Origin of the sequence: Promicromonospora iranensis, assembly GCF_028994775.1 — a bacterium.
GTDB classification, from domain to species: Bacteria; Actinomycetota; Actinomycetes; order Actinomycetales; family Cellulomonadaceae; genus Promicromonospora; species Promicromonospora iranensis_A.
The window spans coordinates 83451-107342 of record NZ_JAJQMN010000001.1 but is presented as its reverse complement, the minus strand read 5'-3'; the positions used below and the strand labels follow the sequence as shown (position 1 = coordinate 107342).

Sequence of the window (23892 nt, the reverse complement as noted above, 5' to 3'; positions counted from 1 at the left end):
CCATGAGCACCAACGACACCACCACGCCCGGCGGCTCCCGTCGCCTGGTCCTCGGAGGCGCTGTCTCCGTCGCCCTGATCAGCACCGTGTCCGCCTACCTCGCCATGGTCGGGTTCGGGACCGACGTGCTGGGCATGGACCCCGTCACCGCGTACACCACGGCAGGCGTGTTCGAGCTGTCCCTCGTCACCGTGGCTCTGCTTGCTCGTGAGGCTGCCCGGGACAACCGGCCCGGCGGGACGCTGCTCACCCTGACGTGGGCGCTGTCGTCCGCGTCAGGGGTGTTCGCCGCCGTGCACGAGGTCTACCTCGGGCACCCCGCCGGGGCGGTCGCGTTCCGGTTCATCGTGCCGCTGCTGGCCGCCCTGATGTGGCACCTCGCCCTGATCGGTGACCGCCACCTCGCGTCCGGGGCGTCCTGGTCCGGCATGCGGCAGTCCATGCGGATGCACGCCCTGTTCCTCACCACCGAGGACGCTGTCCGGGCGCACGCCGCCGACGACGGAACGCCGTCCGCCCGCCGCGCCATCGTCCGGGCCGAGGCCCGCCGCCGGGCCGCCCGCGCCGTCGCCCTCAAGTCGGTTCCCCCGGCCGAGATGCGGACCCGGACCCTGGAGTGGATGGACTCCCTGTCCGCCGTCGCGGACGCCGTGACCGACGTGGCCCGCCTGCACGTCGAGGCCAACAACCGCGTCGCCGGGTTCGTGTCCGGGCCGGTCGTGTCCGGGCCGGACTGCGACGACAAGGCCGCCGCCGCCGCCGTCCGGGCCGAACTGGCGGACATCGTCACGGACGCTGACCGGCTGTCCGCCGTCCCGGCGGCCGGACAGACCCGCCCCCGTGTCCGGGCCGCTGTCCGGACACCCAAGCCCCGCCCGACCGGACACAGCAGCACGGACAAGGCGACCCGCCTGGCCGTCGTGTCCGACCTGCTGACCGCCAACCCGTCCGCCACCGCGACCGACGCTCTGTCCGCCCTCGCGACGGCCGGTCACCACGTCACCGACCGCACCGCCCGCCGCCTGCTGTCCGAGGCGCGCGGCACCGACACCGACACCTCCCCGGAGCTGGTCCCGGGCCACGCACCGGCCACCGCGTCGCTGCTCGCCGTCGTCGACGCCTGACCCCCGCCCATCGAGCACGCCGCCCGCCACCCGCACCGCACCCGAGCACCTGGAGGAACCATGAACCGCAACGACACCATGACCCCGCAGGAGTACGCCGGGCTGGTCCGCGACGCCCGCGAGCTGGCCGCCGCCGTCGAACGCGCGGTGCGCCGCACCGGTGCCGTGTTCGTCGTGACCATGGGCGTCACCGTCGCGTCTACGGCCCTGGGGCTGGACCTCGTGGCTTCGCTCGCCGCCGTGGTCGCTGTGGCCTCGCTCGCCGTCGCGCTGGTCTCGCTCGTGGCCCGGATCGCGCTCGGCCCGATGCCCGCCGAGGTGACCCACGCCGCCCCCGCGGGCCCTGGCGAGACCGCGCCGAACGGTAGCGGGAGGCCCGCTACCGGTAGCGGCACCGCTACCGCCGAAAACGGCGTGATTCCAACGAAGTAGCGGGGTAGCGCCCCTCCTGGCGCACCCCCGAAACCCCCACCTCCCACAGTCCTGAGGGCACGGCGGGCCGCTACCGCTACCCGCCGTGCCCCTACCCCACCCATGCCAAAAACAGGCCGCACAAGCGGCCCAGGAAGGGACGGAGACCGCCATGACCACCACACCGCGCACCTACAGCCGCCAGGTCATCGCCGCATGGCTCCACGGCTACACCACCGGCCACAACGTCGGCCGCCACGACGGCCGCATCTCTGGCCACGCCGAGGGGTACGACGCCGGGCATGCCGACGGCATCCCCGCAGGCCGCGACCTGGCCGACGACGAGGCCGCCGCCAAGTGGCGCGCCTACCGCGCCATGTCCGACGCGATCCGCCCGAACCTCGCCCGACCCCGGCCCTGGGGCGAGGCCAAGCCCCTTCCGACCCCGACCGACTGCCTGGCCACCTGGCCCGCCACGCCCGCCCTGTACTCCGTCCGCGACGCCGCCTGACCCAGAGGGAGACACGACCATGAAGAACACCACCCGCCACCTGACCGCCGTGCCCGCACAGCCCGCCCACGACGTCGAGGCGTTCGTGCTCGACGTGCACCGCACCCACACGAGCTGGTGCTACTGGCCCCCCGAACCCGGACAGGCCCGCCGGTACGAGTACTCCGAGGCGCAGGCCGGTACCTACCCCGTGCGCGTCGAGACCAGCCCCGTGGGCGACCAGCTCGCCGTGGTCGACCTGGACACGTTCCTCATGCGCCGCATCACCTGGCGGTGGATCTTCCCCAAGGTCGAACGGCTCTACGTCCGCACCGTGTCCGACGTCGCCTGGCTCACCGACGAGGTCGTCGACGGCGCGCCTGCGATGACCGACGACGACGGGACGCCGCTGGCCACCTGGCGCCGGCTCAACACCGAGGAGGTAGCCCGATGAGCAACCTGACTGTCACCGACCTGTTCGCGGGTGCGGGCGGGTCGTCCACGGGCATGATCCAGGTCCCCGGCGTGCACGTGCGGTACGCCGCGAACCACTGGGCGCCGGCCGTCGCGATCCACAACGCGAACCACCCCGGCACCCACCACGCCGCCGTCGACCTGCACCACGAGGACCCGCGCTACTTCGCCCGCACGGACATCCTCTGGGCGTCCCCGGAGTGCACCAAGTGGTCCCAGGCCAACGGCTCCAACCTGCCCGCGATCGAGGAAGGCCTGTTCGAGGACCCCGAGTCGTCCGACGTCGCCACCCGGTCGCGGCTGCTGATGTTCGACGTGCTCAAGTTCATCGAGCACCACAGGTACCGCGCCGTGATCGTGGAGAACGTCGTGGACATCGCCACCCAGGCCAAGTACCGCCTGGCCTGGTACGAGTGGCGCACCCGCCTGCGCGCCCTCGGGTACGTGTTCCGGGTCGTGTCCCTCAACAGCATGCACGCCCAGCTCCTGGGCGCCCCGGCCCCGCAGTCCCGCGACCGCATCTACGTCATCGCGTGGCCCGAGGGGGAGCGTGCACCGGACCTGGACCGCGTGACCCGCACCCCGGCCTGGTGCCCCAAGTGCGACCGGGCCGTGGACGCGGTCCAGGCGTGGAAGAACGGCCGCACCGTGGGCAGGTACCGGCAGGCGTACGTGTTCGTCGACCCCGCGTGCGGGACCGTCGTCGAGCCCGCCTGGCTGCCCGCCGCGTCCGCGATCGACTGGTCCATCCCGGGGGAGCGGGTCGGGGACCGGCTGGCCGAGAAGACCCGGTTGCGGATCGCACGGGGCATCGCCCGGTACTGGGGACCGATGCACGTCGAGGCGTCGGGGAACCAGTACGACGCCGCCGACCCGAAGCACCCGCAGCACGGGCAGGCGTCCGCGTACTACCGGGCGTGGTCGGTCGACGAACCCCTCAAGACCCTGCACACCCGCGAGTCCAAGGCCCTCGTCGTCCCCTCGGGCGGCACCTGGAACGAGGACGCACGCCCGGTGACGGACCCGCACCGGACCCTGATGACGCGGGACGCGTACGGGATGGCGTGCGTGCCACTGCTGGACAAGAACTACGGCACCGGCGTCGCCTACCCGACCACCGCCCCCGCGGCGACGTTCACGGCCGGTGGGAACCACCACGCCCTGGTCACGTCCTACTACGGCACCAGCACCAGCGCGCACCCCGTCACCGACCCGATGGGGACCCTGACCACCCGCGACCGGCACGCGCTGATCCACCGGAACAACACCGGCGGTGCGGAGATGACGACACCCGTCCTCGAGGAGCTGCGCACGCTGACCACCGCGGGGCACCAGTCCCTCCTGGGCGCACCCGACCAGCTCGACCTCGGCCTGGCCGACGCCGAGCGCGAGACCGCACCACGGGGTACCCGACGACGCCCGACCGCCGCCGAGCTGCGCGCCGCCGAGGGGATGGTGCCCGAGGTCCTGTACCGGATGCTGCGCCCGCACGAGGTCGCTGCCGGCATGGCGTTCCCCGCCGACTACGACTGGCACCCCGACAAGACCCACCCGACCAACAACCGCGACCTGGTCAAGGCCGCCGGCAACGCCGTCACACCCCCGGCCGCCCGCGACCTCATGGGCGCCCTCGTCGCCGCGATCACCGGCGAGGACAACACCACCACTGTCCAGCCCACGGCCCTCGCGGCCTGACGGAAGGAACCCACCATGACCACCACCACGCCCGACGTCCCTCTGGTCCAGCCAGAGCCCGCGCAGGACGGTGCCGCGTTGCTGGACCAGGTGCGGTCCGCCCTGGCCCGGTACGTGATCCTCCCGGACGAGCACGCCATGACCGGTGTGGTCCTGTGGATCGCCGCCACCCACGCCGTCCCGGCATGGGCGCACGCCACCCGCCTGGTCATCCGGGCCCCGGAGAAGCGCTGCGGCAAGTCCCGCCTGTTGCAGATCATCCAGGCCCTGTCTCACCAGCCGCTGATGAGCATCAACGTCAGCTCGTCGGCCATGTACCGGTCGATCGCCATGGCCGAGAACGACCCGCCCACGATCCTGATGGACGAGGCAGACACCGTGTTCGGCCCCAAGGCCGGGGACAACGAGGACCTGCGCGGGTTGCTCAACGGCGGGTTCGACCGTGACGCGTTCACGCTGCGCTACGACGCGGGCATCCGGAAGGTCGAGGCCCTGTCCACGTTCGCGATGGCTGCCCTCGCGGGGATCGGCACCATGCCCGACACCATTGAGGACCGCGCCGTGGTGATCCGGATGCGCCGGCGGGCACCCGGGGAGTCCGTCGCCCCGTACCGGATGCGCCGCGACCGGCCCGGCATGGACGACCTCAAGGTCCACCTGCACCGCTGGATCCGCGCCAACATGCGCGACCTGGAACTGGCCATCCCAGACATGCCGATCGAGGACCGCGCCGCCGACCTCTGGGAGCCCCTGATCGCCGTTGCCGACCTCGCCGGTGGGCGCTGGCCCGACGACGCCCGAGAGGCCGCCCTGGTCCTGTCTGAGGACCGGGAGGCCAATGCCCGGCAGTCAGTGCAGTCCCGCCTCCTGGCCGACTGCCGTACCGCGTTCGGTGACGCGAACGCGCTGCCGTCGTCGGTGCTGTTGGACCGCCTCAAGGAGGACTCCGAAGCCCCGTGGGCGACCTACGGCAACACGGGGTTGAACCCGCGCCGTCTCGCCGAGCTGCTGCGCGAGTTCGACATCACCAGCCGCACCATGCGCCTGGACACCGGGCAGGCCAAGGCCTACACGCGGGCCGACTTCGCGGACGCCTGGGACCGGTACTGCCCGACCGAACCGGCACCGGGACAGACAGGTATGCCGTCCCAGCCGTCCCAGCCGTCCCCGAACAGCGAAAGCCCAGGTCAGGCCATGTTTTAGACCGCGACGGAAGCCCTGAAACCTGCCGTCCCGTGCCGTACCAACGCGTACCAGGTACGGCATGGGACGGCACGGTACGGCAAAAAACCAAGCACGATTCACAGCCAGAAATGCCATCTGACCAGCACAAACACCCCTGTGGGACGGCTGGTACGGCTGGTACGGCAACCCCCTCCTAAGCACGCCCGAAGCAGTTCGCGAGAGGAACCAGCGATGAGCACCGCCACACCGCCGGTCTACGTCGAGACCGCGCCCACCATCACCGCCGTCGTGCCCCTGCTGTACCGCGTCGAAGAAGCAGCCGAAGCACTCCGGCTCTCCCGCTCGCAGGTCTACGAGCTGATCCGTTCCGGTGCCCTGCGCACCGTCAAGATCGGTGGCCGGCGCCGCGTGCCGGTCACCGCCTGCGCCGAGTACGTCAACACCCTGGAGGTGGCAGCATGACCGAGGAAGCCACGAAGCCGCGCCGCTCGCGCGGAGAGCGAAGCGTCTGGTTCGACGAGTCCCGCAACCGATGGATCGCAGAGGCCACCGTCGGATACAGCGGGTCCGGAAAGCGGATCCGGCGCAAGGGCTCCGGCACCAGCAAGTCAGCCGCCCTCGCGGCACTGAAAGAGCGGATCGACGACTACAAGAAGGGCCTTGGCCCCAACGCCGAGAAGTACACCGTCGCCAATGCCATCTCCGACTGGCTGGAGTTCGGCCACGGAGACGTGGACGTGGACACGTTCAAGCGGCACGACTACCTGTCGCAGCACGTCGTCAAGGCCCTCGGGGCGAGGAAGGTACGCGACCTCAAGACGCGGGAGGTCGAGGCGTTCCTCAAGACGCTCGCAGCAACCCACGCGACCACCACGATTCGGGACATCAAGTGGTGCCTGAACACGGCCGTCCGCCGTGCCATGGCACGTGACCTGGTCGACCGGAACGTGGTGGACCTTGCCGAGGTGCCGCGCGGCACTGCTGGCCGCCGGTCCAAGTCGCTCACCAAGGAACAGGCGCTCGGTGTCCTGATCCACACCAAGACGCACCCGATGTACGCCTACCTCGTCGTGTCGCTGCTGACAGGCGCGCGCACAGAAGAGGTGCGTGCCCTTACGTGGTCCGACGTCGACCTCACGAGTGAGCCCGCCACGATCGCCGTCTTGCGATCGGTCCGAAAGACGGGTGACACGAAGACTCAGAAGTCGCGCCGGTTGCTCGGTGTCTCCGACCTCGTGTCGGATGTCCTACGGCGTCACAGAGCAAAGCAGGGGGAAGCGCGCACGCGAGCAGGTGCCAAATGGACTGAGACGGGCTTGGTCTTCACCACGTCTCTCGGGACAGGGCTCGACGCCGCGAACGTGAGGAGGTCTGTCCGCCATGCGCTCCGACTGGTCCCGGGCATCGACCCGGAGGAGTGGGCGCCCCGTGAACTCCGGCACTCGTTCACGTCGATCATGTCGCAGGAGCGAGTTCCCGTGGAAGAGATTGCTCGGCTGCTCGGGCACTCGGGAACCGCCGTCACGGAGAGGGTGTACCGCCACGAGCTGCGTCCCGTGATTGAGACCGGCGCAACGGTCATGGATCAGGTCTTCGCCGTCGCTGACGTCGGCCCGGACTGGCACATGGCTCCGCTGTTCGACGTCGCCACGGCAGAGGGGCGGACGCAGGTATAGCCGCGATCAGGTTCCGCGCGGCTTCCAAAGCCCAACTCCGGTGGACATGAGAAGGCTCTCCGGTTCAGCATTCCTGCTGACCGGAGAGCCTTCTCACGTGAGAGCAGAGAGGTTTGGGGTCAGACGGTTTCGTCGGGGCCTGCAGCGCTGGGTTCTGGTGAGCGGTCCGAGTCTTCGTTCCAGATGCGGTTACTTTCAGGGAGCTCCATGCGTCGGAGCATCGCCTGTTCCCAGCTCATCGAGTCAAGGTCGCTTCGACGCTTCAGGATCCCGCTGCTTTCCCGAAGCCAGTACCGTCCGGCCGCATCCCGGAACTCAACCTCGAGTGCAACGTCATCAGCGATCGCACCGCAGTTCGGCACCGTAGAAACCTCGCGGGACCGAGCGGCAGCACCCGGGGGCAGGATCGCATGCACCCATGGGAGGGCGGGATGGGTCACCTCCTGGTACCTGACGGCCACGTCGTACACGGGGGCATCGGAACCGTTGTGGACGTAGATGCGTCGCCGTGTGCTCACGTCGTCTCGGTGTTCGTACGCTGTCTGCGACGGGATCCATACGGCAGGTTCCCCGCTCTTCAGCTCGGCCCGCTGTTCCTCCCAAGCGCTGATCCGGGTTGCTTGCGCCCGTTCTTCGAACGCCAGACGTTCCTTGCGCTCAACGCTCGCGCGCCGTGACTCGCCCCGGTTCACGCGGATCGCCCAAATCAGAGTGCCGATCGTCGCAAGAGCGATAACAACCTGCACGATCAGGTTGCCCCAGTCGTAGTCTGCGTCCACGGCACTGCCCTCCCACTCGTCCGGTAGAAGCGACAGTAGCCTGCATCGGCTGCCCAGGATGGAGCACGTAACCTCTTCGGAGTCTGTGGCCTTTGGAGAGGGGTAGTCCCTCAGTTGGTCCCCCAAGGGGGTTCCAGACGACACACCTAGGTAAAAGGAAAGTCCCCCTGATCAGCGTTTCCGCTGATCAGGGGGACTTTCTCACGGTGGGCGATACTGGGATCGAACCAGTGACCTCTTCGGTGTGAACGAAGCGCGCTACCCCTGCGCCAATCGCCCGTGCTGCTCACCCGCTAGGGCGTGCGTGGACGATATTAGCCTGGTTCGAGCGCGGATGCGAAATCCAATCGCCCAGGCGGGTCAGGGATCGATCCGCTCCCGCATGTTCCGCTCGAACAGGTCGCGCGCGGCGGCCGACAGCTCGCCGATCTGCAGGTCGACGCCGTCCAGCCACACCGTCGGCTGCACGTTCCGCACGGACCCGGTCAGCAGCATCCGCGCCTCGCCCGCGGCCACCCGGTCGAGAACCGAGAACGGCAGCTCGCCGTCCTTGGCCTCGCGCACGGGCAGCCCTGCCTCGACGCCCCATTCCAGGAGCAGCTCGCGGGTGATGCCGGCCAGGCAGCCCACGCTGAGCTGGGGGGTGACCAGCTCGCCGTCGATCTCCAGGAAGACGTTGGAGCCGGTGCCCTCGCACAGGTCACCCTGCGTGTTCGCGAACACCGACTCGTCGGCGCCCTTCTTGATCGCGTCCGCGAGCGCCACGACGTTCTCGGCGTAGGACGTCGTCTTCAGGCCGGCGACGGCGCTGTTCTCGTTGCGGGTCCAGGGGGAGCGCGCGGCGCGCCCGGTCGGCACGACGACGGCGGGGGTCGCCGCCACCACGACCGTCTGCGGACCGTCGGTGCGCCCGGAGCCGAGCGGCCCGATGCCGTCGGTCACGGTGATGCGCAGGCGCCCGGCGTCGGGTGCGGCGGCGAGGACGGCGTCGACGCCGTCGCGCACCTTGCGCAGGTCGAGGGGCGCCATGCCCATGCCCGCCGCCGAGCGCTCGAGGCGCGCGAGATGTCGTGTGAGGGCGAACGCGTGACCGTCGAGGACCGCGCAGGTCTCGAAGACGCCGTCGCCGACAGTGATGCCGTGGTCCACCGCGCTGAGCGCGGCCTCGTCGGGCGCGACCATGCGCCCCTCTGCCCAGATGACCGTCATGGCGCCCAGTCTGTCACCGGCGCAGCGTCAGATGCGTGACCTCGGGCGTGTGCCGCACGGACGTGGAGGAGAACTCGATGGGCGGCACGCCGTCGAACACGCGGGTGCCTGAGCCGAGGGTGAACGGCACGACGTGCAGCCGCAGCTCGTCGACGTGGCCGGCGGCGAGGTACTCGTTGAGCGTCGTCGCCCCGCCGGTGATGGAGATGTCGCGGTCCCCTGCGGCGGCCCGGGCCTGCTCCAGGGCGCTCTCGATGCCGTCGGTGACGAAGTGGAAGGTGGTGCCGCCGTCCATCGGGATAGGGTCCCGTGCGTGGTGCGTGAGGACGAAGACCGGTCCGTGGTACGGCGGGTTGTCGCCCCACCAGCCCTTCCACTCCAGGTCCCACGGCCCGCGGCCGGGGGAGAACATGTTGCGCCCCATGATGTACGCGCCGGCGCCGACGACGGCGTCCACCTCGGCCTTGTGCGCGTCCCCGTACTCGAACATCCAGGTGTGCAGCCGCTCGCCCGCGAGCGGCCCGAACGGGTGCTCCAGCGACTGGTCGTGCCCGGCGGAGTAGCCGTCGAGTGAAACTGCCATGTCTGCTTTGACGATTCCCATGCCGGTACGACGACGGAGGCGCTCAGGACTCATCGGTCGGCTAGGAGGAAGCCAGCGCGACCAGCCGCTCCGCCTTCAGCTCGGTCTCGTGCCATTCCGCCGTCGGGTCGGAGCCCCAGGTGATGCCGGCGCCGGTGCCGAACCGCAGGACCCCGCCGGTCCCGTGGTCGGCCCACCAGAACGTGCGGATGCCGACGGCGAGCGACGCCTCGCCGTCGGCCACCCATCCCACCGCGCCGCAGTAGGGGCCGCGCGGTACGGGCTCGAGCTCGCCGATGATCCGCAGCGCGCTCGACTTCGGCGCGCCCGAGACCGAGCCCGGCGGGAACGTACCGGCCAGCAGACGGCGCCACAGCTCGCCGGAGCGGACGACGTCGTCGGACAGGGTGCCGCGCACGCGGGAGACGAGGTGCACCAGGCCGGGATGCTCCTCGACCGCCAGCAGCGAGGTGACCTCGACGGTGCCGGGCCGGCAGACGGTCTGCAGGTCGTTGCGCACGAGGTCCGTGATCATCACGTTCTCGGCGCGGTCCTTCTCGGTGAGCCCGTCGGGCGTACGGGCGGTGCCCTTGATCGGGCCGGACTCCACGACGGTCCCGGTCCCGGGTTCGTCCTGCACGGCCAGGTAGAGCTCGGGGGAGGCGCTCACCACCCACACCGGGTCCAGCCCGGTGGTGGCGGGGACGTGGACGGCGGCGGCGTGCGGAGCCGGGTTCCCGGCGGCGAGCCGGGCGGCGAGCGCCCGGGCGTCGGGTTCGGCGTCGGCCGGTCCGGCGGCGAGCGGCGCGGACAGCACCCGGCAGATGTTGACCTGGTAGACGTCGCCGTCGCGCACGTGCTCGCGCACCCGGCTGACGGCGGCCTCGTAGCCGGCCTGGTCCATGGAGGAGCTCCAGGCGTCGGACGGTGGGCCGGTCCAGGCGGTGGGGGAGGGCGCTCCGGCGTCGGGCGCGGCGGCGTCGTGCACCTGGGCGAACCGCCACGCACGGGCGCGTCCGCCGGAGCGGGTCCCGGAGCCGGCCTCGAAGTCGGCGACGACGAACCACGTGCCGGTCGCGAGCCGCTCCGGCTCGGCCAGGACGTCGATGCATTCGACGGCGTCCGTGGCGACGCGTCCGGCGAAGCTCGCCCATCCGGTGTTCCCGGTCACGTCGGGCGAGGACGGCACGGAACCTCGCCGGGACGGAACCGGTGGAATCGTGCGGTTTGCGGGCGGATGGGCCGGGCTGGGGGACACGGGACAACCGTACGGCGGCGCGCGCGATTGGACGGTTCGCCCTCTGTTCGATTAATGTTCAGAACGCGCCGGAACACCGGGGGAAACCCCAGGATGCCCGGCTTCGCGGATGTAGCTCAGTGGTAGAGCATCACCTTGCCAAGGTGAGGGTCGCGGGTTCAAGTCCCGTCATCCGCTCGGAAACGCCGCTCTCGTAGATCTTCGGCTGATGAGAGCACCCAAGGTTGTTGGTTTGACCCAGTGGTGGGTTGGCCGAGTGGCGAGGCAGCGGCCTGCAAAGCCGTATACACGGGTTCGAATCCCGTACCCACCTCGCAATGCAGCATGGGCGATTGGCGCAGCGGTAGCGCGCTTCCCTGACACGGAAGAGGTCACTGGTTCGATCCCAGTATCGCCCACCAGCACGGCAAGACCCTCTGACCAGCGGAAACGCAGGTCAGGGGGTCTTTTGCATGTCTGGTGCCGCACCCTGTCGACGTCGCCGGGGCGATGGCGCAGATTGCGCATGTCTTGGGGCGTCCGGTGCGGACCGACTTCCACACCACGGTCGGGTACTCGCTGCCCGACCCGGACGCCGTGATCGTGGCCCCGGCGACCTACAACACGATCACGAAGTGGGCACTGGGTATCGCCGACACCTACGTCCTGACCCGCCTGGCGGAACAGGTCGGCCGCAACATCCCGATCACCGCCGGGCCCTACATCAATGTCAGGTTCGCCGACCACCCGACCTACCAGGGCAGTCTGGCAACCCTCAAGGAATGGGGCGTGAACGTCGTGATCGGCCCGAGCGAACCGCACGAGTCAGGCGACGACGCGGCAGACGCCTTCCCGTGGGAAGAGATCCTCGACACAGTGACGCCCACGAGCACCTAGTACGCCGGCTCCTCAGGTCCCGTCGCGCTCCCTCCGCCCTGCGGCGCTCCGGGCCTGCCCCTCGTGGATGTCCCGCACCCACTCCCAGCCGGGCTCGGGCGAGTCGATCCGCGGGTCGTCGGGGGTGCGGCCTTGCCGGAGGGCGTGCAGGTACGCGCGGTCCAGCTCGATCCGTGCGCGGACCTGGTCAGCACCGCTGGCGGTGGATCCGTGGCCCGGGACGAGCGCATCGACGTCGTCCGCCACGTCCTCCAGGAGCCGCAGTCCGGCGAGGTACTCCTCGATGGGGTCGTTGGTGTCGGTGAAGGTATCGAGCATCGGGACGAAGACGTCGGACAGCATGTCGCCGGCGACGAGGATGCCACCCTCCTCGACCAGCAGCGCCGCATGGCCGGGGGAGTGTGCCGGATGCTCGATGATCCACACGTCGGGGCCGTCCCACGGAACCTGAGTCGCTCCGGCAGGCAGTCCCGTGATCAGGCCGAACGGGTCCAGCGGAACGTCCTCGGTGATCTCCGGGGGCAGCCCCTCGGTGACGCGGGCCTTCCAGTTCGCGTCCGACCGCAGCTCTCGCATGTCGGCCGCGCAGCGGGCCGTGCCGTAGCGAGGTGCGTCGCCGAGCCCGGGATGCCAGAGCACGTGGTCCCAGTCGGGGTGCGTCGCGAAGCCGGCCACGACGGGCAGGCCCAGCTCGCGCAGATCGTTCGCGAGGCAAGCCATCTCGGAGCCCTGTATCCCAGGATCGACGAGCAGCACGCCTGCCCGGCCGTGCACGACCACGGTGTTGTTCCCGAGCAGCTCGCTCTGGTGGACCAGTACCCCGCTCGTCACCTGTGTCAGCATGCGTTTCCTTCCGCTCGGTGGGTCGTGTGTCCGTGGTGCCGGTCGTCGAACGTGCGGCTCTCGACCAGGTCGAGCTTGACGTCGGGGGTACCCCGACGACGATTTCTCTCCTTCGGTTCAAGATCTGCCACGTCAGTGGTGACCGGTTGCGCGGAGTGAACTCATCGCCCGGGGCGAATACCCGACGGATCTGCCGAGTAGCGGGTGAAAAAACGCTTCATTACGATGGTGAGCAATATCAGAGTGAAGCCCCTGGAGGTGGCAGGTCACGGAGCGGCCAAGGCCATTCCGTGGCCCGGGACTACTGCGTCGTGTAGTGCTCGATGCTCATCACCAGGATCACGCGGTCGGCGCTGTCAGCCGGTGCCTGCTGGTCGGGGTTGCCGTACCTCTTGCCGAGGTGCACGTAGAAGTCTCCGGCCGGGTCGGGTATCACCTCGATCAGCTTCCCGCGGACCTCAAGGTAGTTGAAGGCGTTCTCGTCGTTGAGGATCGCGAGGCTCATGGACGGGTTGTGCTGCAGGTTGCGGTACTTCGCACGACCTGTGGTGTGCGTGAAGCGCAGCGTCTCACCGTCAAAATCGAACCACATCGGGTTGACCTGGACCGTGTCGTCCGGCCGGATGGTGCCGAGGAACGCGTAGTTCGGCGCCTCGAGGAGCGGGATCAGGTGGGCGGGGATGATGTCGGTCGCACTCATACCGCTGAACATATAACCCCTCGTGGTCGGCCATACCCTCGGCCGGTGGGCCAGGGCGGGAAGCCCTTGCCCCTTCCCGGGGGCCGCCTGCTGGCCTCTGCACCAGGAGATCGCCATGAGGTATCTACCCAGCACCACACGTCCCGCGTCCAGGATGCGAACCCATCTGATCACCCTCGTCGGAGGGCTCGGTCTCACGATGTCCACACTGACCGGACCGCCGCCGTCGCCGGAACCTGACGAACCGACGGCGGCCGAACTGGCCGAGGTGAACGAAGCGGTCGAGGAGACCGACGTCGAGGGCGTCGCCTGGTACACGGACGAGGGCTCGGGAAAGGTCGTGGTCACGACCGACGCCACCGTCTCTGCGGGCGAGCGGAGCGAGATCCGCGAGGCGGCCGGCGAGGAAGCGGACGCCCTGGTCATCAAGCGGACGGACGGAGTCTTCACACCGATGGTGCGCGAGGCCAAACCGAAGAAGCGCGCGATGTATCCCGGTAGCGCCATCTACGGCTCGGGCGTTCGCTGCAGCATGGGCTTCAACGTGCGCAAGGGGAACAAGCACTACCTCATCACCGCGGGCCACTGCGGCAACCAGGTGCGCACCTGGTCGGCGAAGGTGCCCAAGACCCAGCGGATCGGCCCCACCGTCGGCTACGAGTACCCGGGCAGCGACCATGCGCTCGTCCGGTACGACACCAAGGCGCTGAAGCGTCCCGGCGGCTACTCCGGGGGCAAGGCCTACGTGGGCCGGAAGGTCACCCGGATCGGCTCGACGACCGGGCAGCACTCCGGCGTCATCACCGGGCTCGACGTGACTGTCAGATACACGGGTGGCCTCATGCTGTGGAACATGATCCAGACCAACATCTGCGCCGAGCCCGGCGACTCGGGCGGCCCGCTGTTCAGCGGCCGCAAGGCGATCGGCATCACCTCGGGCGGCGTCGGCGGGTGCCCCTCGCGCGGAGTCACGTTCTTCGAACCCATCCAGGATGCGCTCAAGGCGTACGGCGTGCGGCTCTACTGAGGACCCGCCGTACCTGACCTGCGCGGACGGCGTCGTCGGACAGATCCGGCGGCGCCGTCCCGTTCTGCCCGGGCTACCCGGTGCGGGGCGGGTGGCACGGCGTTTTCGATTGGACCGGCACACCGTTTGTGAACTACTCTTCCGGAGCGTCACCACAGGGGCCCGAAAGGGTTCGAGCTGGTGACAACGCGGATGTAGCTCAGTGGTAGAGCATCACCTTGCCAAGGTGAGGGTCGCGGGTTCAAGTCCCGTCATCCGCTCGAACCCGCATTTGGTGGGAGAGCACGGTGGGTTGGCCGAGAGGCGAGGCAGCGGCCTGCAAAGCCGTACACACGGGTTCGAATCCCGTACCCACCTCGGGCGATTGGCGCAGCGGTAGCGCGCTTCCCTGACACGGAAGAGGTCACTGGTTCGATCCCAGTATCGCCCACCAGCAAGAAAAGGCCCTCTGGCCAGCGGAAACGCTGGCCAGAGGGCCTTTCGCGTGCCGGGCTGCCCGGGGCCCGCCGGCCGGTCTCAGACGCGGACGAGCATCTTGCCGGTGTTGCCGCCGCGCATCATGTCGAGGAACGCGTCGACCGTGTTCTCGATGCCGTCGACGACGGTCTCGTCGTAGGCGACCTTGCCCGCCGCGAACCAGGCGGTCATCCGCTCCTGGAACTCCGGAGCGAGGTGGAGGTAGGAGGCGAGGGTGAACCCCTGCAGGGTGAGCCCGCGCGTGATGATGTTGCCCATGTTGTCGGGCCCCGGGGTCTTCTCGGACGTGTTGTAGCTGGCGATGGCGCCGCAGAGCGCGGCGCGTCCGCCGTCGTTGAACGCGTCGAGAGCTGCTTCGAGGTGGTCGCCGCCGACGTTGTCGAAGTACACGTCGATGCCGTCGGGTGCGGCTTCGGCCAGCTGGGCACGCACGTCGCCGTCCTTGTAGTTGAAGGCGGCGTCGTAGCCGTACTTCTCGGTCAGCAGCGCGACCTTCTCGGGTGAGCCGGCGGATCCGATGACGCGCCCGGCTCCCAGGAGCTTGGCGATCTGGCCGGCGGCGGTGCCGACGGCGCCTGCCGCACCGGAGACGAAGACGGTGTCACCCTCCCGCATCCCGGCGATCGCGGTGAGCCCGACATAGGCGGTGAGCCCTGTCATGCCGAGCACGTGCAGGCGCAGCGACAGCGGCATGCCCGGCACGTCGGGGACGACGCGGAAGGTCGAGGCGTCGTCCTGCACGGTGTCGGACCAGCCGTGCTGGTGCAGCACGACCGACCCGGTGGGGACATCGTCGGCGGCCGACTCGACGACGCGGCCGATCGCTCCGCCCGAGATGGTCTCGCCGAGTGCGAACGGGGCGACGTAGCTGCGCACGTCGTTCATCCGGCCACGCATGTACGGGTCGACCGAGACGAACGCGTTGCGCACGCGCACCTGGCCGGGTTGAAGGTCGCCGTAGGTGACGACCGTGGTGCGGAAGTTCTCGTGCGCGGGCCATCCGCTCGGGCGGGAGACGAGCTGGATCTGCGTGCTCATGAACTCGGACATCGAAGTGCTCCTCGGGGCGGCCAACTGTTTCTGTAACGACCCTTCCAATATATACTGGACAGAGCGTTTCAGAAAACCGGGGAGGGCAAGGATGGCTCGGACGCAGGAGTTCGACCGGGATGTGGTGGTGCGTGCTGCGCGCTCCCTGTTCTGGCGTGCCGGCTTCGAGGGGGCTTCGATCCCGGCACTGGAGGAAGCGACAGGGTTGAGCCGGTCGAGCATCTACAACACCTTCGGCTCGAAGCGAGGGCTGTTCGACGCCGCGGTGCAGAGCTATCTCGACGAGGTGATCCGGCCGCGGCTGCGCCCGCTGAAGGACGAGGTCGTCGCTCCGGGGGCGATGCTCACGTACCTCGACGGGCTGCAGGAGGCGTTCACGAGCCCCGGGTCGATGTCCGCGGCCAACGGATGCCTGCTCATCAACACGGCGACCGCGCCGGTCGTGCGCGACGACGACGTCGCGCGGGTTGTCTCCGACTACCGTGCGGAGCTGCGCGCGGCGATCGGCCGTGGCGTCGCCGCATACCTCGACGCCGCCGCGTCGGACGAGCAGGAGCGCCTCGCCGACGCGGTCACCGGGCTCTCGATCGCCGCGTTCGCGCTCGTGCGGATCGCGCCGTCCGAAGCCGTCCGCTCGCTCGCCACCGCACGGGACCTGCTCACCGCGGCACGCCTCAGCCGGTGAGCCGGGCGCGCAGCGCCCGGACGTGACCGGGGGTGAGCCCGCCGTGCGAGAGGTAGGCCTCCACCGAGCCGTGCCGCATGCGCAGGTGCTCCATGGCCCCGACGATGACGTGCCGGGTGGGCGGGATCTCGCGGCCGGCCAGGACCTCGCGGTCGGCGGCGCGTGCGGTGTACCGCGGCGCGAGCCGCTGGTTGGTGATCTCGTAGTCGTCGGCCAGCGCGTCGAGGTCCGCACCGACGAGGCTGAGCGCCAGCGCCACCACCAGGCCCGTACGGTCCTTGCCTGCGGCGCAGTGCACCAGCACCGGCCCCTCGGGTGCGTCCGCGACGGCGGCGACGGCACGCGCGAACAGCTCGGGACGGCGGTCCAGCAGGCCGGTGTACAGGTGCACCCACGGCCCTTCCTCCGGGTCACCGGCCGCCTGCACGGGAAGGTGCAGGTGGCCGGGAAGGTCGGCCAGCCGGCTCGGGTACAGCTCGATCTCCTCCGGGCGGCGCAGGTCGATGATCCGCGAGAACCCGTAGGTGGTTGCGGCGACGACGCCGTCGTCGGTCAGGAAGCTGGGTGACTCCGAGCGGACCAGGGCACGCTCGCGAACGGTGCCACCGCCCGTGAGCGGAAGTCCGCCGAGGTCACGCACGTTGAGGCAGCCGGGCCAGTCGAGGTGGAGCGGTGTGTAATCCGTCACGCGGGTGAGATTAGCGTTCCGGGTCGTCCTCGCGTATCGGGATCCTGCCCTTGCGCATCTCGACGGCGATCTGCTCGGCGTCCAGCAGGTCCAGGGCGTTGCCGAGCTGGGCCGAGTCGTAGGTGCCGGCGGACCGGGCGGCGAGCAGCTCCTCGCGCTGGGCGGCGATGGTGGCCAGCCGCAGCTCGCGGTACTGGACGAAGCGCTCCTTGGAGAGGACCGCGTCCTCGTCCTGCGACTCGTGCTCCCGGAACATGTCCTTGCGGACGCGGGCGACCACACCGTCGTCGTACGGTGTGCCGTCCGGGCGGCGGGGGTCGGCGAGGAACGCGCGCGCTGCCTGCTCGGTCTCGCGGCGCAGGGCGGGCAGGTCGCTCACGGTGTCCTGCCCGACCAGCCCCAGCCGGCGGGTCACCCACGGCAGCGTGCTGCCCTGGACCAGCAGCGTGCCGAACGCGACGCCGAAGGCGACGAGGATCAGGAAGGACCGGCCGGGCGTCTCCGCCGGCAAGGTCTGCGCGGCGGCGAGGGTCACGACGCCGCGCATGCCCGCCCACACCAGCAGGGTGCCCTCGCGCCAGCCGAGGGGCTTGGCGAGGACGTAGTCGATGTCGGCGGTGCGGCGCCGCAGCGTGTCCTGGATCCGCTGCAGGCGCGCGGCCGTCGAGCGCCGGCCCGTGCGGTCCGGGCTCTCGGCGGTCGCGGGCGGGGTGGCGGCGACCCGCAGGTCGATGCGGTCCTGGAACCCCGTCAGGGTCTCCCGGACGGCCTGGCCGCGGCGTGCCCGGCGGGCCTGGATGGCGATCAGCGGCGTGACGAAGGCCGCGCGCACCACCAGCACGGCGGCGCCCGCGATCGCGGCGACCCCGGCGGCCTGCAGGACCGAGCCGCTGCCGTGCTCCGCGTCCTCGATCAGGTCGAAGAGCTGGATGCCCATCGCGAGGAAGACCGCCCCTTCGAGCAGCAGCTCGACGGTGTGCCAGTTGGACCGTTCGGCGATCCGGTCCTGCGGGCGCAGGTGCCGCGCCGAGCCGTTGCCGGTCACGAGACCCGCCGCGACGACCGCCACCAGCCCCGACGCACCGAGCTCCTCCGCGGGCAGGTACGCGACGAACGGGACGACGAACGACATGGCCGTGCTCAGGGCGGCGTGCTGCAGGCGCTTGCGGATACGCAGGCCGACCCAGCCGACGGGGACCCCGATCACGACGGCGACCCCCGCCGCGTACGCGAAGTCGCCCACCACCTGCCACAGGCTGACGGACGCCGCCGTCGCCGCGATCGCCGACCGGAGCAGCACCAGCGCGGAGGCGTCGTTGAGCAGGGACTCGCCCTCGAGCATCGTGACGCTGCGCGGGGACGCCCCGAGCCGCTTGACGATGGTGGTCGCCACGGCGTCGGTCGGGCTGACGATCGCGCCCAGGGCGATGGCCGTGGCGAGGTCGATGTCCGGGATCAGCCACCGGAACAGCAGCCCCAGCAGCACCGAGCTGATCACCACGAGGGTGACGGACAGCCCTCCGATGGCCGTGAAGTCGCGCCGGAAGTCCATCGACGGCAGGCCGACCGCCGCGGAGTACAGGAGCGGGGGCAGCACGCCTCCGAGGATCAGCTCGGGCGGCACCTCGATCGCAGGCACCCAGGGCAGCAGGCTCACCCCGGCGCCGAGCACCACCAGGACCAGCGGCGACGCGACGCCGGCCCGGGGCGCGAGCGCGGTGACGGCGATGATGAGGGCCGCCGCTGCGACGGCGATGGTCAGGTACTCGACGTACTCCACGGCCTGACGGTACGAGACGCGGAGGGTGCCTGCCGACCTCGGAGCCCGGAATGCCCGATCTGCCGTACCCACCCGTGCGGGCATCCTTCGGTACGCGTAGGTTCTCGGCAGGCGGCGGGACCCCGTCGTCCAGCAGGGGGTGCACAGCTGTGTGCCTGTGTCGAGAGGATTCGAACATGGGGCTTTTTGACAAGGCCAAGGAGTTCGCGACCGACCCGGACAACATCGAGAAGGCGAAGGAGCAGCTCAACGACGGGAACGTCGACGCTGCCACCGACAAGCTCAAGGAAGTCACGCCCGACCAGGCTGACGGCCTGATCGACTCGCTGGGCGAGCGGGCCCGCGAGTGGGGTGGAGCCGAGGAGCAGGCGCCGGCGCCGGCGCAGCGTGAGGCCCAGCCGCAGGCGGCGGAGCGTCCGGAGCGCCCGCAGCAGGAGCACGGGGGCCGTGGCGGCGATGGTGCTCGCGAGGCCCGTGGCGAGGGCGGCCGCGAGGCCCGTGGTGAGGGTCGCGGCGAGGGCGGCCGCGAGGGTCGCGGTGAGGGTCGGCACAGCGGTCGGGACAACGACGGTCCGGACCGTCGCGGTGGCGGCGGCCGCGACTGACGGTCGGTACGATCGAGGGGCACCGTCGGTGACGACGGTGCCCCTCGATCAGTTTCCGTGACCTTCCCTTAGGAGCACCGTCGTGTCCGACGTCGTATCGCCGCCCAGCCCTGCCGCAATCGACCCGGCTGACACCGGCACGGAGGCGACGACGACCACCGCCACGACGACCGGCGTCGAGCTGTACGGCGAGCGCCGCGACGTGGTCGTGGTCCGGGTGGACGGCGAGCTGTGGGACCTCGACCGGGAGATCCCGGCCGGTCACAAGGTCGAGCCCGTGACCGTCGGCGAGCCGGACGGCCTGGCTGTGCTGCGGCACAGCGCCGCGCACGTGCTGGCCCAGGCGGTGCAGCAGGTCAACCCGGACGCGAAGCTGGGCATCGGCCCGCCCGTGACGGACGGCTTCTACTACGACTTCGACGTCGAGACGCCGTTCACGCCCGAGGACCTCAAGGCGCTCGACAAGATCATGGGCCGCATCATCAAGGAGGGCCAGACGTTCCGTCGTCGGGTCGTCACGGAGGACGAGGCCCGCGCGGAGCTGGCGAACGAGCCGTACAAGCTCGAGCTGATCGGCCTCAAGGGCGGCTCCGACGACGAGAACGGTGCCGGTGAGAACGGTGAGGCCGTCGAGGTGGGCGGCGCCGAGCTGACCATCTACGACAACGTCCGGGGCGCGGGCCGCGAGAGCGAGACCGTGGTCTGGAGCGACCTGTGCCGCGGCCCGCACCTGCCGAGCACGCGCCTGATCGGCAACGGTGTGCAGCTCATGCGCTCGGCCGCGGCCTACTGGCGCGGCAGCGAGAAGAACCCGATGCTGCAGCGGGTCTACGGTACGGCGTGGCCCACCAAGGACGAGCTCAAGGCGCACCTGGAGCGGCTGGCCGAGGCCGAGCGGCGCGACCACCGGCGCATCGGCGCCGAGATGGACCTGTTCAGCTTCCACGACGAGGTCGGCTCCGGGCTGCCGCTGTTCCACCCCAAGGGCGGCGTGATCAAGCGGGTCATGGAGGACTACGTCCGGCAGCGGCACATCGAGGAGGGCTTCTCCTACGTCGGTACGCCGCACATCACCAAGGACGGGCTGTTCCACACCTCGGGCCACCTGCCGTACTACTCGGACACGATGTTCCCGGAGATGGACCTCGAGGGGTCCAAGTACCGGCTCAAGGCCATGAACTGTCCCATGCACAACCTGATCTTCGCCTCGCGCGGGCGTTCCTACCGCGAGCTGCCGCTGCGCCTGTTCGAGTTCGGCTCGGTGTACCGGTACGAGAAGTCCGGCGTCGTGCAGGGCCTGACGCGCGTCCGTGGGCTGACCCAGGACGACTCGCACTCCTACGTGACGCCCGAGCAGGCGCCGTCCGAGGTCAAGCACCTGCTGGAGTTCATGCTCAGCGTGCTGCGCGACTTCGGCCTCGACGACTTCTACCTGGAGCTGTCCACGCGGGACGACTCCAAGCCGGACAAGTTCGTCGGTTCCGACGAGGACTGGGCCGCCGCGACGAAGATCCTCGAGGAGGTGGGCCGCGAGACCGGCCTGGAGCTCGTGGCCGACCCGGGCGGCGCCGCGTTCTACGGCCCGAAGATCTCGGTGCAGGCCAAGGACGCCATCGGGCGGACCTGGCAGATGGGCACCGTGCAGTACGACTTCAACCAGCCCAAGGGCTTCGGGCTGGAGTACACGGCCGCCGACGGCACCCGCCAGCAGCCGGTGATGATCCACTCGGCCAAGTTCGGCTCCATCGAGCGGTTCATGGGTGTGCTCATCGAGCACTACGCGGGGGCCTTCCCGGCCTGGCTCGCGCCCGTGCAGGTCAAGCTCGTCCCCGTCGCCGATGCGTTCGACGACTACGTGAAGGACGTCGCCGCGCAGCTGACGGCCCGTGGTGTGCGCGTCGAGCTGGACCTGTCGGACGACCGGTTCGGCAAGAAGATCCGCAACGCGTCCAAGGAGAAGGTGCCCTTCACCCTCATCGCCGGCGGCGAGGACGTCGAGGCCGGCGCCGTGTCGTTCCGGTTCCGGGACGGGACGCAGGAGAACGGCGTGCCCGTCGCGGACGCCGTCGAGCGGATCGTGGCGGCGGTGGCCGAACGGTCGCAGCAGGCCTGATGGAACCCACCGTCCAGGACGCCGCGGACTTCGGCCCGCCCGACGACGGCCAGCAGCGGCTGTGGACGCCGCACCGCATGGTCTACATCGGCGGACAGGACAAGCCGGTCGACTCGACCAGCGGTCAGTGCCCGTTCTGCCGCATCCCGCGGGGCGACGACGAGCAAGGGCTCGTCGTCGCCCGCGGGCAGCGGTGCTATGTCGTCCTGAACCTCTACCCGTACAACTCCGGGCACCTGATGGTGCTCCCGTACCGGCATGTCTCGGACTACACGGACCTCGACGCGGACGAGACGGTCGAGCTGGCACAGATGACTCAGCAGGCTATGCGCGTGTCGCGTGCTGTCTACGCGCCCGCAGGCTTCAATCTTGGTATCAACCAGGGCGAGGTGGCGGGCGCGGGCATCGCGGCGCACCTGCACCAGCACGTGGTGCCGCGCTGGCTGGGCGACGCGAACTTCCTGCCCGTCGTCGGCCAGACCAAGGCGTTGCCCGAGCTGCTGGGAGATACTCGCCGCCGGCTCGCGGAGGCGTGGGTGACCGCAGGGGGCGGCAACCAAGAGGAGAACTGAATGTTACGGAGCCTGCGCTCCCTCATGACCACGGTGTTCACGCCCCTGGCCCGGCTGCTGCTCGCGCTGCGGGTCTCACCGGACGCCGTGACCATCGCCGGCACGCTGATCGTCTCGGCGATCTCACTGACGCTGTTCCCCCTGGGGCACACGCTCGTGGGTGGCCTCCTGGTCGGGTTCTTCGTCCTCTTCGACTCGCTCGACGGCGTGATGGCGCGCATGTCCGGCCGCTCCGGCCCCTGGGGCGCGTTCCTCGATTCCACGCTCGACCGCGTGGCCGACGGCGCCGTGTTCGGCGGCATCCTGCTCTGGTTCGTGCTGCACCCTGACGAGCACGGCGGCATGTGGGGCATCGCCGCCGCGCTGGCCTGCCTGGTGCTCGGCAGCGTCGTCCCCTACGCCCGGGCCCGGGCCGAGAGCGTCGGGGCCACCGCGCAGGTCGGCATCGCCGAACGCGCCGACCGGCTCGTGCTGGCGCTCGTCCCGTTCACGTTCCTGCAGGTCGGCCTGCCGGTGGTGGTGCTGGAGGTCGTGCTGACCCTGCTGGCGCTCGCGAGCCTCGTGACCGTGTTCCAGCGCATGGCCACGGTGCGCGCACAGCTCACCCGCCCAGCCGAGCAGGGGGCCTGATGAACATCGCGTCGGTGTACACGTTCGCGTGGCGGAACGCCACGAAGATCCCCGAGCCCGCGCTCCGCGCCCTGTTCACCGTGGTGGCCGACGTCACCTGGCTGCGGCACGGCAAGAGCGTGCGCCGCATGGAGCAGAACTACGCCCGCGTGCGGCCGGACCTCGACGCCGCCGCGATTCGCCGCCTGTCCCGTGCCGGGATGCGCAGCTACATGCGCTACTTCCGCGAGGCGTTCACGCTGCAGGGCATCACGCCGGAGCAGCTGCGGGCACGCGTCCGCGTGGAGGGCTACGACGAGCACGTCCGGCCGGTGGTCGACGACGGGGGAGCGGTCTCGCTGGCACTGGGCCACCTCGGCAACTGGGACCTGGCCGGCGCGTACGGCTCCCAGTACCTCGCGAGCGTGCTCACGGTCGCCGAGCGGCTCAAGCCCGACGAGCTGTTCGAGGAGTTCGTGCGGTTCCGCGGCTCGCTCGGGATCGACGTGCTGGCGCTTGGCAACGGCGACGTGCTCGGCGCCCTGATCCGCGGCGCCAAGGAAGGCAGCAAGCTCATCCCGCTGCTCAGCGACCGCGACCTCACCTCGACCGGTATCGAGGTGGACCTCGCCGGGCACCGGGCCCGCGTGGCCGCCGGGCCGGCACTGCTCGGTCTGGAGGCCGGCGTTCCCGTGCACGCGGTGGGCATCACGTACGAGCGGCTGCAGGGCGCACGCCGTCGGGCCGCCCGGACACCGTGGGGGATCGTCATCCGGTTCTACCCGCCCCTGCCCGTGCCCGACGCCGCGCTGCCCCGCGACGAGCGGGCACGCCTGCTCACGCAGGGCTGGGTCGACCAGCTCGCGGGGACGATCGTCGAGCACACCCACGACTGGCACATGCTGCAGCGCGTGTTCGTCGCCGACCTCGGGCCCGCCCGGCAGAAGGCCCCCCGCCCGCGGGAAGCCGGATGAGAGGCGTCC

General features: G+C 70.2%; 25 protein-coding genes and 7 tRNA genes. 22 read left to right on the top strand and 10 right to left on the bottom strand.

Annotation, left to right across the window (positions count from 1 at the left end; all coding sequences use genetic code 11):
- Nucleotides 1–2: 2 nt before the first annotated feature.
- From LUU90_RS00560 to LUU90_RS00525, 8 genes are all read left to right on the top strand, one after another.
- Nucleotides 3–1124, top strand: coding sequence for a hypothetical protein (locus LUU90_RS00560; RefSeq protein ID WP_275001239.1), 1122 nt, complete (start codon nt 3–5; stop codon nt 1122–1124).
- Between the two features lie 60 nt (nt 1125–1184).
- Nucleotides 1185–1556, top strand: coding sequence for a hypothetical protein (locus LUU90_RS00555; protein ID WP_275001238.1), 372 nt, complete (start codon nt 1185–1187; stop codon nt 1554–1556).
- A gap of 151 nt (nt 1557–1707) precedes the next feature.
- A complete protein-coding gene (locus tag LUU90_RS00550) occupies nt 1708–2046 on the top strand; it encodes a hypothetical protein (protein WP_275001237.1) in 339 nt (112 codons plus the stop codon).
- Nucleotides 2047–2065: 19 nt separating this feature from the next.
- Nucleotides 2066–2479, top strand: a complete 414-nt coding sequence (locus LUU90_RS00545) for a hypothetical protein (RefSeq protein ID WP_275001236.1) — start codon at nt 2066–2068, stop codon at nt 2477–2479.
- Entirely contained in the window at nt 2476–4194 is a 1719-nt protein-coding gene (locus tag LUU90_RS00540) for a DNA cytosine methyltransferase (protein ID WP_275001235.1), read from the top strand. Before LUU90_RS00545 ends, LUU90_RS00540 begins: the two co-directional genes overlap by 4 nt.
- A gap of 15 nt (nt 4195–4209) precedes the next feature.
- The gene (locus LUU90_RS00535) at nt 4210–5397 is read left to right on the top strand and encodes a DUF3631 domain-containing protein (protein ID WP_275001234.1); all 1188 of its coding nucleotides are present in this window, start codon (nt 4210–4212) and stop codon (nt 5395–5397) included.
- 213 nt (nt 5398–5610) lie between these two features.
- Nucleotides 5611–5841, top strand: a complete 231-nt coding sequence (locus LUU90_RS00530) for a helix-turn-helix domain-containing protein (RefSeq protein ID WP_275001233.1) — start codon at nt 5611–5613, stop codon at nt 5839–5841.
- Nucleotides 5838–7055, top strand: coding sequence for a site-specific integrase (locus LUU90_RS00525; protein ID WP_275001232.1), 1218 nt, complete (start codon nt 5838–5840; stop codon nt 7053–7055). Before LUU90_RS00530 ends, LUU90_RS00525 begins: the two co-directional genes overlap by 4 nt.
- Nucleotides 7056–7174: 119 nt before the next feature.
- Here the strand turns inward: LUU90_RS00525 and LUU90_RS00520 are convergent, their stop codons facing one another.
- The 5 genes from LUU90_RS00520 to LUU90_RS00500 all read right to left on the bottom strand — a co-directional run bounded on the left by LUU90_RS00520 (nt 7175) and on the right by LUU90_RS00500 (nt 10815).
- Nucleotides 7175–7834 (bottom strand): hypothetical protein, encoded by a 660-nt coding sequence (locus LUU90_RS00520; protein WP_275001231.1) that lies wholly within the window; start codon nt 7832–7834, stop codon nt 7175–7177.
- Nucleotides 7835–8041: 207 nt separating this feature from the next.
- Nucleotides 8042–8113, bottom strand: a tRNA-Val gene (locus LUU90_RS00515).
- 81 nt (nt 8114–8194) lie between these two features.
- On the bottom strand, nt 8195–9043 hold the full coding sequence (locus tag LUU90_RS00510; RefSeq protein WP_275001230.1) for an aminotransferase class IV: 849 nt from the start codon (nt 9041–9043) through the stop codon (nt 8195–8197).
- A 13-nt stretch (nt 9044–9056) separates the two neighbouring features.
- Complete coding sequence (locus LUU90_RS00505) at nt 9057–9647, bottom strand: dihydrofolate reductase family protein (protein WP_275001229.1); 591 nt, start codon at nt 9645–9647, stop codon at nt 9057–9059.
- A gap of 40 nt (nt 9648–9687) precedes the next feature.
- Nucleotides 9688–10815, bottom strand: coding sequence for a chorismate-binding protein (locus LUU90_RS00500; protein ID WP_275001228.1), 1128 nt, complete (start codon nt 10813–10815; stop codon nt 9688–9690).
- Between the two features lie 174 nt (nt 10816–10989).
- Between LUU90_RS00500 and LUU90_RS00495 the strand changes: the two genes are divergently transcribed.
- The 4 genes from LUU90_RS00495 (at nt 10990) to LUU90_RS00480 (ending at nt 11760) form a co-directional block, all read left to right on the top strand.
- A tRNA-Gly gene (locus LUU90_RS00495) sits at nt 10990–11061 on the top strand.
- Nucleotides 11062–11126: 65 nt separating this feature from the next.
- Nucleotides 11127–11197 (top strand) — tRNA-Cys (locus LUU90_RS00490).
- Between the two features lie 13 nt (nt 11198–11210).
- A tRNA-Val gene (locus LUU90_RS00485) sits at nt 11211–11285 on the top strand.
- A gap of 121 nt (nt 11286–11406) precedes the next feature.
- Entirely contained in the window at nt 11407–11760 is a 354-nt protein-coding gene (locus tag LUU90_RS00480; protein ID WP_275001226.1) for a flavoprotein, read from the top strand.
- 12 nt (nt 11761–11772) lie between these two features.
- Here the strand turns inward: LUU90_RS00480 and LUU90_RS00475 are convergent, their stop codons facing one another.
- Nucleotides 11773–12603, bottom strand: coding sequence for an MBL fold metallo-hydrolase (locus LUU90_RS00475; protein ID WP_275001225.1), 831 nt, complete (start codon nt 12601–12603; stop codon nt 11773–11775).
- Between the two features lie 301 nt (nt 12604–12904).
- Nucleotides 12905–13303 carry a PPOX class F420-dependent oxidoreductase gene (locus LUU90_RS00470; protein ID WP_275001224.1) on the bottom strand — a complete coding sequence of 133 codons (399 nt, stop codon included), beginning with the start codon at nt 13301–13303 and terminating at the stop codon, nt 12905–12907.
- Between the two features lie 199 nt (nt 13304–13502).
- Between LUU90_RS00470 and LUU90_RS00465 the strand changes: the two genes are divergently transcribed.
- The 4 genes from LUU90_RS00465 (at nt 13503) to LUU90_RS00450 (ending at nt 14763) form a co-directional block, all read left to right on the top strand.
- On the top strand, nt 13503–14330 hold the full coding sequence (locus LUU90_RS00465) for a S1 family peptidase (RefSeq protein ID WP_275001223.1): 828 nt from the start codon (nt 13503–13505) through the stop codon (nt 14328–14330).
- A gap of 188 nt (nt 14331–14518) precedes the next feature.
- Nucleotides 14519–14590 (top strand) — tRNA-Gly (locus tag LUU90_RS00460).
- A gap of 26 nt (nt 14591–14616) precedes the next feature.
- Nucleotides 14617–14687: transfer RNA gene (locus LUU90_RS00455), tRNA-Cys, on the top strand.
- A 1-nt stretch (nt 14688) separates the two neighbouring features.
- Nucleotides 14689–14763 (top strand) — tRNA-Val (locus tag LUU90_RS00450).
- 83 nt (nt 14764–14846) lie between these two features.
- Here LUU90_RS00450 and LUU90_RS00445 read toward each other — a convergent pair.
- The gene (locus LUU90_RS00445; RefSeq protein ID WP_275001221.1) at nt 14847–15857 is read right to left on the bottom strand and encodes an NADP-dependent oxidoreductase; all 1011 of its coding nucleotides are present in this window, start codon (nt 15855–15857) and stop codon (nt 14847–14849) included.
- A gap of 91 nt (nt 15858–15948) precedes the next feature.
- Between LUU90_RS00445 and LUU90_RS00440 the strand changes: the two genes are divergently transcribed.
- Nucleotides 15949–16542 (top strand): TetR/AcrR family transcriptional regulator, encoded by a 594-nt coding sequence (locus LUU90_RS00440; RefSeq protein WP_275001220.1) that lies wholly within the window; start codon nt 15949–15951, stop codon nt 16540–16542.
- Here the strand turns inward: LUU90_RS00440 and LUU90_RS00435 are convergent.
- Nucleotides 16532–17230 (bottom strand): tyrosine-protein phosphatase, encoded by a 699-nt coding sequence (locus LUU90_RS00435; RefSeq protein WP_275001219.1) that lies wholly within the window; start codon nt 17228–17230, stop codon nt 16532–16534. The genes LUU90_RS00440 and LUU90_RS00435 overlap by 11 nt on opposite strands.
- 10 nt (nt 17231–17240) lie before the next feature.
- On the bottom strand, nt 17241–19010 hold the full coding sequence (locus LUU90_RS00430) for a cation:proton antiporter (protein ID WP_275001218.1): 1770 nt from the start codon (nt 19008–19010) through the stop codon (nt 17241–17243).
- A 176-nt stretch (nt 19011–19186) separates the two neighbouring features.
- On the opposite strand from LUU90_RS00430, the gene LUU90_RS00425 reads away from it, so the two are divergent.
- The 5 genes from LUU90_RS00425 (at nt 19187) to LUU90_RS00405 (ending at nt 23883) form a co-directional block, all read left to right on the top strand.
- On the top strand, nt 19187–19615 hold the full coding sequence (locus LUU90_RS00425; protein ID WP_275001217.1) for a hypothetical protein: 429 nt from the start codon (nt 19187–19189) through the stop codon (nt 19613–19615).
- 82 nt (nt 19616–19697) lie between these two features.
- Nucleotides 19698–21728: a threonine--tRNA ligase gene (gene thrS, locus LUU90_RS00420; RefSeq protein ID WP_425596154.1), complete on the top strand. Its 2031-nt coding sequence runs from the start codon at nt 19698–19700 to the stop codon at nt 21726–21728.
- Nucleotides 21728–22300, top strand: coding sequence for an HIT family protein (locus LUU90_RS00415; RefSeq protein ID WP_275001216.1), 573 nt, complete (start codon nt 21728–21730; stop codon nt 22298–22300). The genes thrS and LUU90_RS00415 overlap by 1 nt, the downstream gene beginning before the upstream one ends.
- Nucleotides 22301–22930, top strand: a complete 630-nt coding sequence (pgsA, locus tag LUU90_RS00410) for a phosphatidylinositol phosphate synthase (protein ID WP_275001215.1) — start codon at nt 22301–22303, stop codon at nt 22928–22930.
- Nucleotides 22930–23883 (top strand): phosphatidylinositol mannoside acyltransferase, encoded by a 954-nt coding sequence (locus tag LUU90_RS00405; RefSeq protein ID WP_275001214.1) that lies wholly within the window; start codon nt 22930–22932, stop codon nt 23881–23883. Before pgsA ends, LUU90_RS00405 begins: the two co-directional genes overlap by 1 nt.
- The last annotated feature ends 9 nt before the right edge of the window (nt 23884–23892 follow it).

Bases quoted from the DNA above. Each gene is read 5' to 3' on its own strand.
- LUU90_RS00560 (WP_275001239.1), top strand. From the start codon at position 3: ATGAGCACCAACGACACCACCACGCCCGGCGGCTCCCGTCGCCTGGTC.
- LUU90_RS00555 (WP_275001238.1), top strand. From the start codon at position 1,185: ATGAACCGCAACGACACCATGACCCCGCAGGAGTACGCCGGGCTGGTC.
- LUU90_RS00550 (WP_275001237.1), top strand. From the start codon at position 1,708: ATGACCACCACACCGCGCACCTACAGCCGCCAGGTCATCGCCGCATGG.
- LUU90_RS00545 (WP_275001236.1), top strand. From the start codon at position 2,066: ATGAAGAACACCACCCGCCACCTGACCGCCGTGCCCGCACAGCCCGCC.
- LUU90_RS00540 (WP_275001235.1), top strand. From the start codon at position 2,476: ATGAGCAACCTGACTGTCACCGACCTGTTCGCGGGTGCGGGCGGGTCG.
- LUU90_RS00535 (WP_275001234.1), top strand. From the start codon at position 4,210: ATGACCACCACCACGCCCGACGTCCCTCTGGTCCAGCCAGAGCCCGCG.
- LUU90_RS00530 (WP_275001233.1), top strand. From the start codon at position 5,611: ATGAGCACCGCCACACCGCCGGTCTACGTCGAGACCGCGCCCACCATC.
- LUU90_RS00525 (WP_275001232.1), top strand. From the start codon at position 5,838: ATGACCGAGGAAGCCACGAAGCCGCGCCGCTCGCGCGGAGAGCGAAGC.
- LUU90_RS00510 (WP_275001230.1), bottom strand. From the start codon at position 9,043: ATGACGGTCATCTGGGCAGAGGGGCGCATGGTCGCGCCCGACGAGGCC.
- LUU90_RS00505 (WP_275001229.1), bottom strand. From the start codon at position 9,647: ATGGGAATCGTCAAAGCAGACATGGCAGTTTCACTCGACGGCTACTCC.
- LUU90_RS00475 (WP_275001225.1), bottom strand. From the start codon at position 12,603: ATGCTGACACAGGTGACGAGCGGGGTACTGGTCCACCAGAGCGAGCTG.
- LUU90_RS00470 (WP_275001224.1), bottom strand. From the start codon at position 13,303: ATGAGTGCGACCGACATCATCCCCGCCCACCTGATCCCGCTCCTCGAG.
- LUU90_RS00465 (WP_275001223.1), top strand. From the start codon at position 13,503: ATGTCCACACTGACCGGACCGCCGCCGTCGCCGGAACCTGACGAACCG.
- LUU90_RS00445 (WP_275001221.1), bottom strand. From the start codon at position 15,857: ATGTCCGAGTTCATGAGCACGCAGATCCAGCTCGTCTCCCGCCCGAGC.
- LUU90_RS00440 (WP_275001220.1), top strand. From the start codon at position 15,949: ATGGCTCGGACGCAGGAGTTCGACCGGGATGTGGTGGTGCGTGCTGCG.
- LUU90_RS00425 (WP_275001217.1), top strand. From the start codon at position 19,187: ATGGGGCTTTTTGACAAGGCCAAGGAGTTCGCGACCGACCCGGACAAC.
- LUU90_RS00415 (WP_275001216.1), top strand. From the start codon at position 21,728: ATGGAACCCACCGTCCAGGACGCCGCGGACTTCGGCCCGCCCGACGAC.
- pgsA (WP_275001215.1), top strand. From the start codon at position 22,301: ATGTTACGGAGCCTGCGCTCCCTCATGACCACGGTGTTCACGCCCCTG.
- LUU90_RS00405 (WP_275001214.1), top strand. From the start codon at position 22,930: ATGAACATCGCGTCGGTGTACACGTTCGCGTGGCGGAACGCCACGAAG.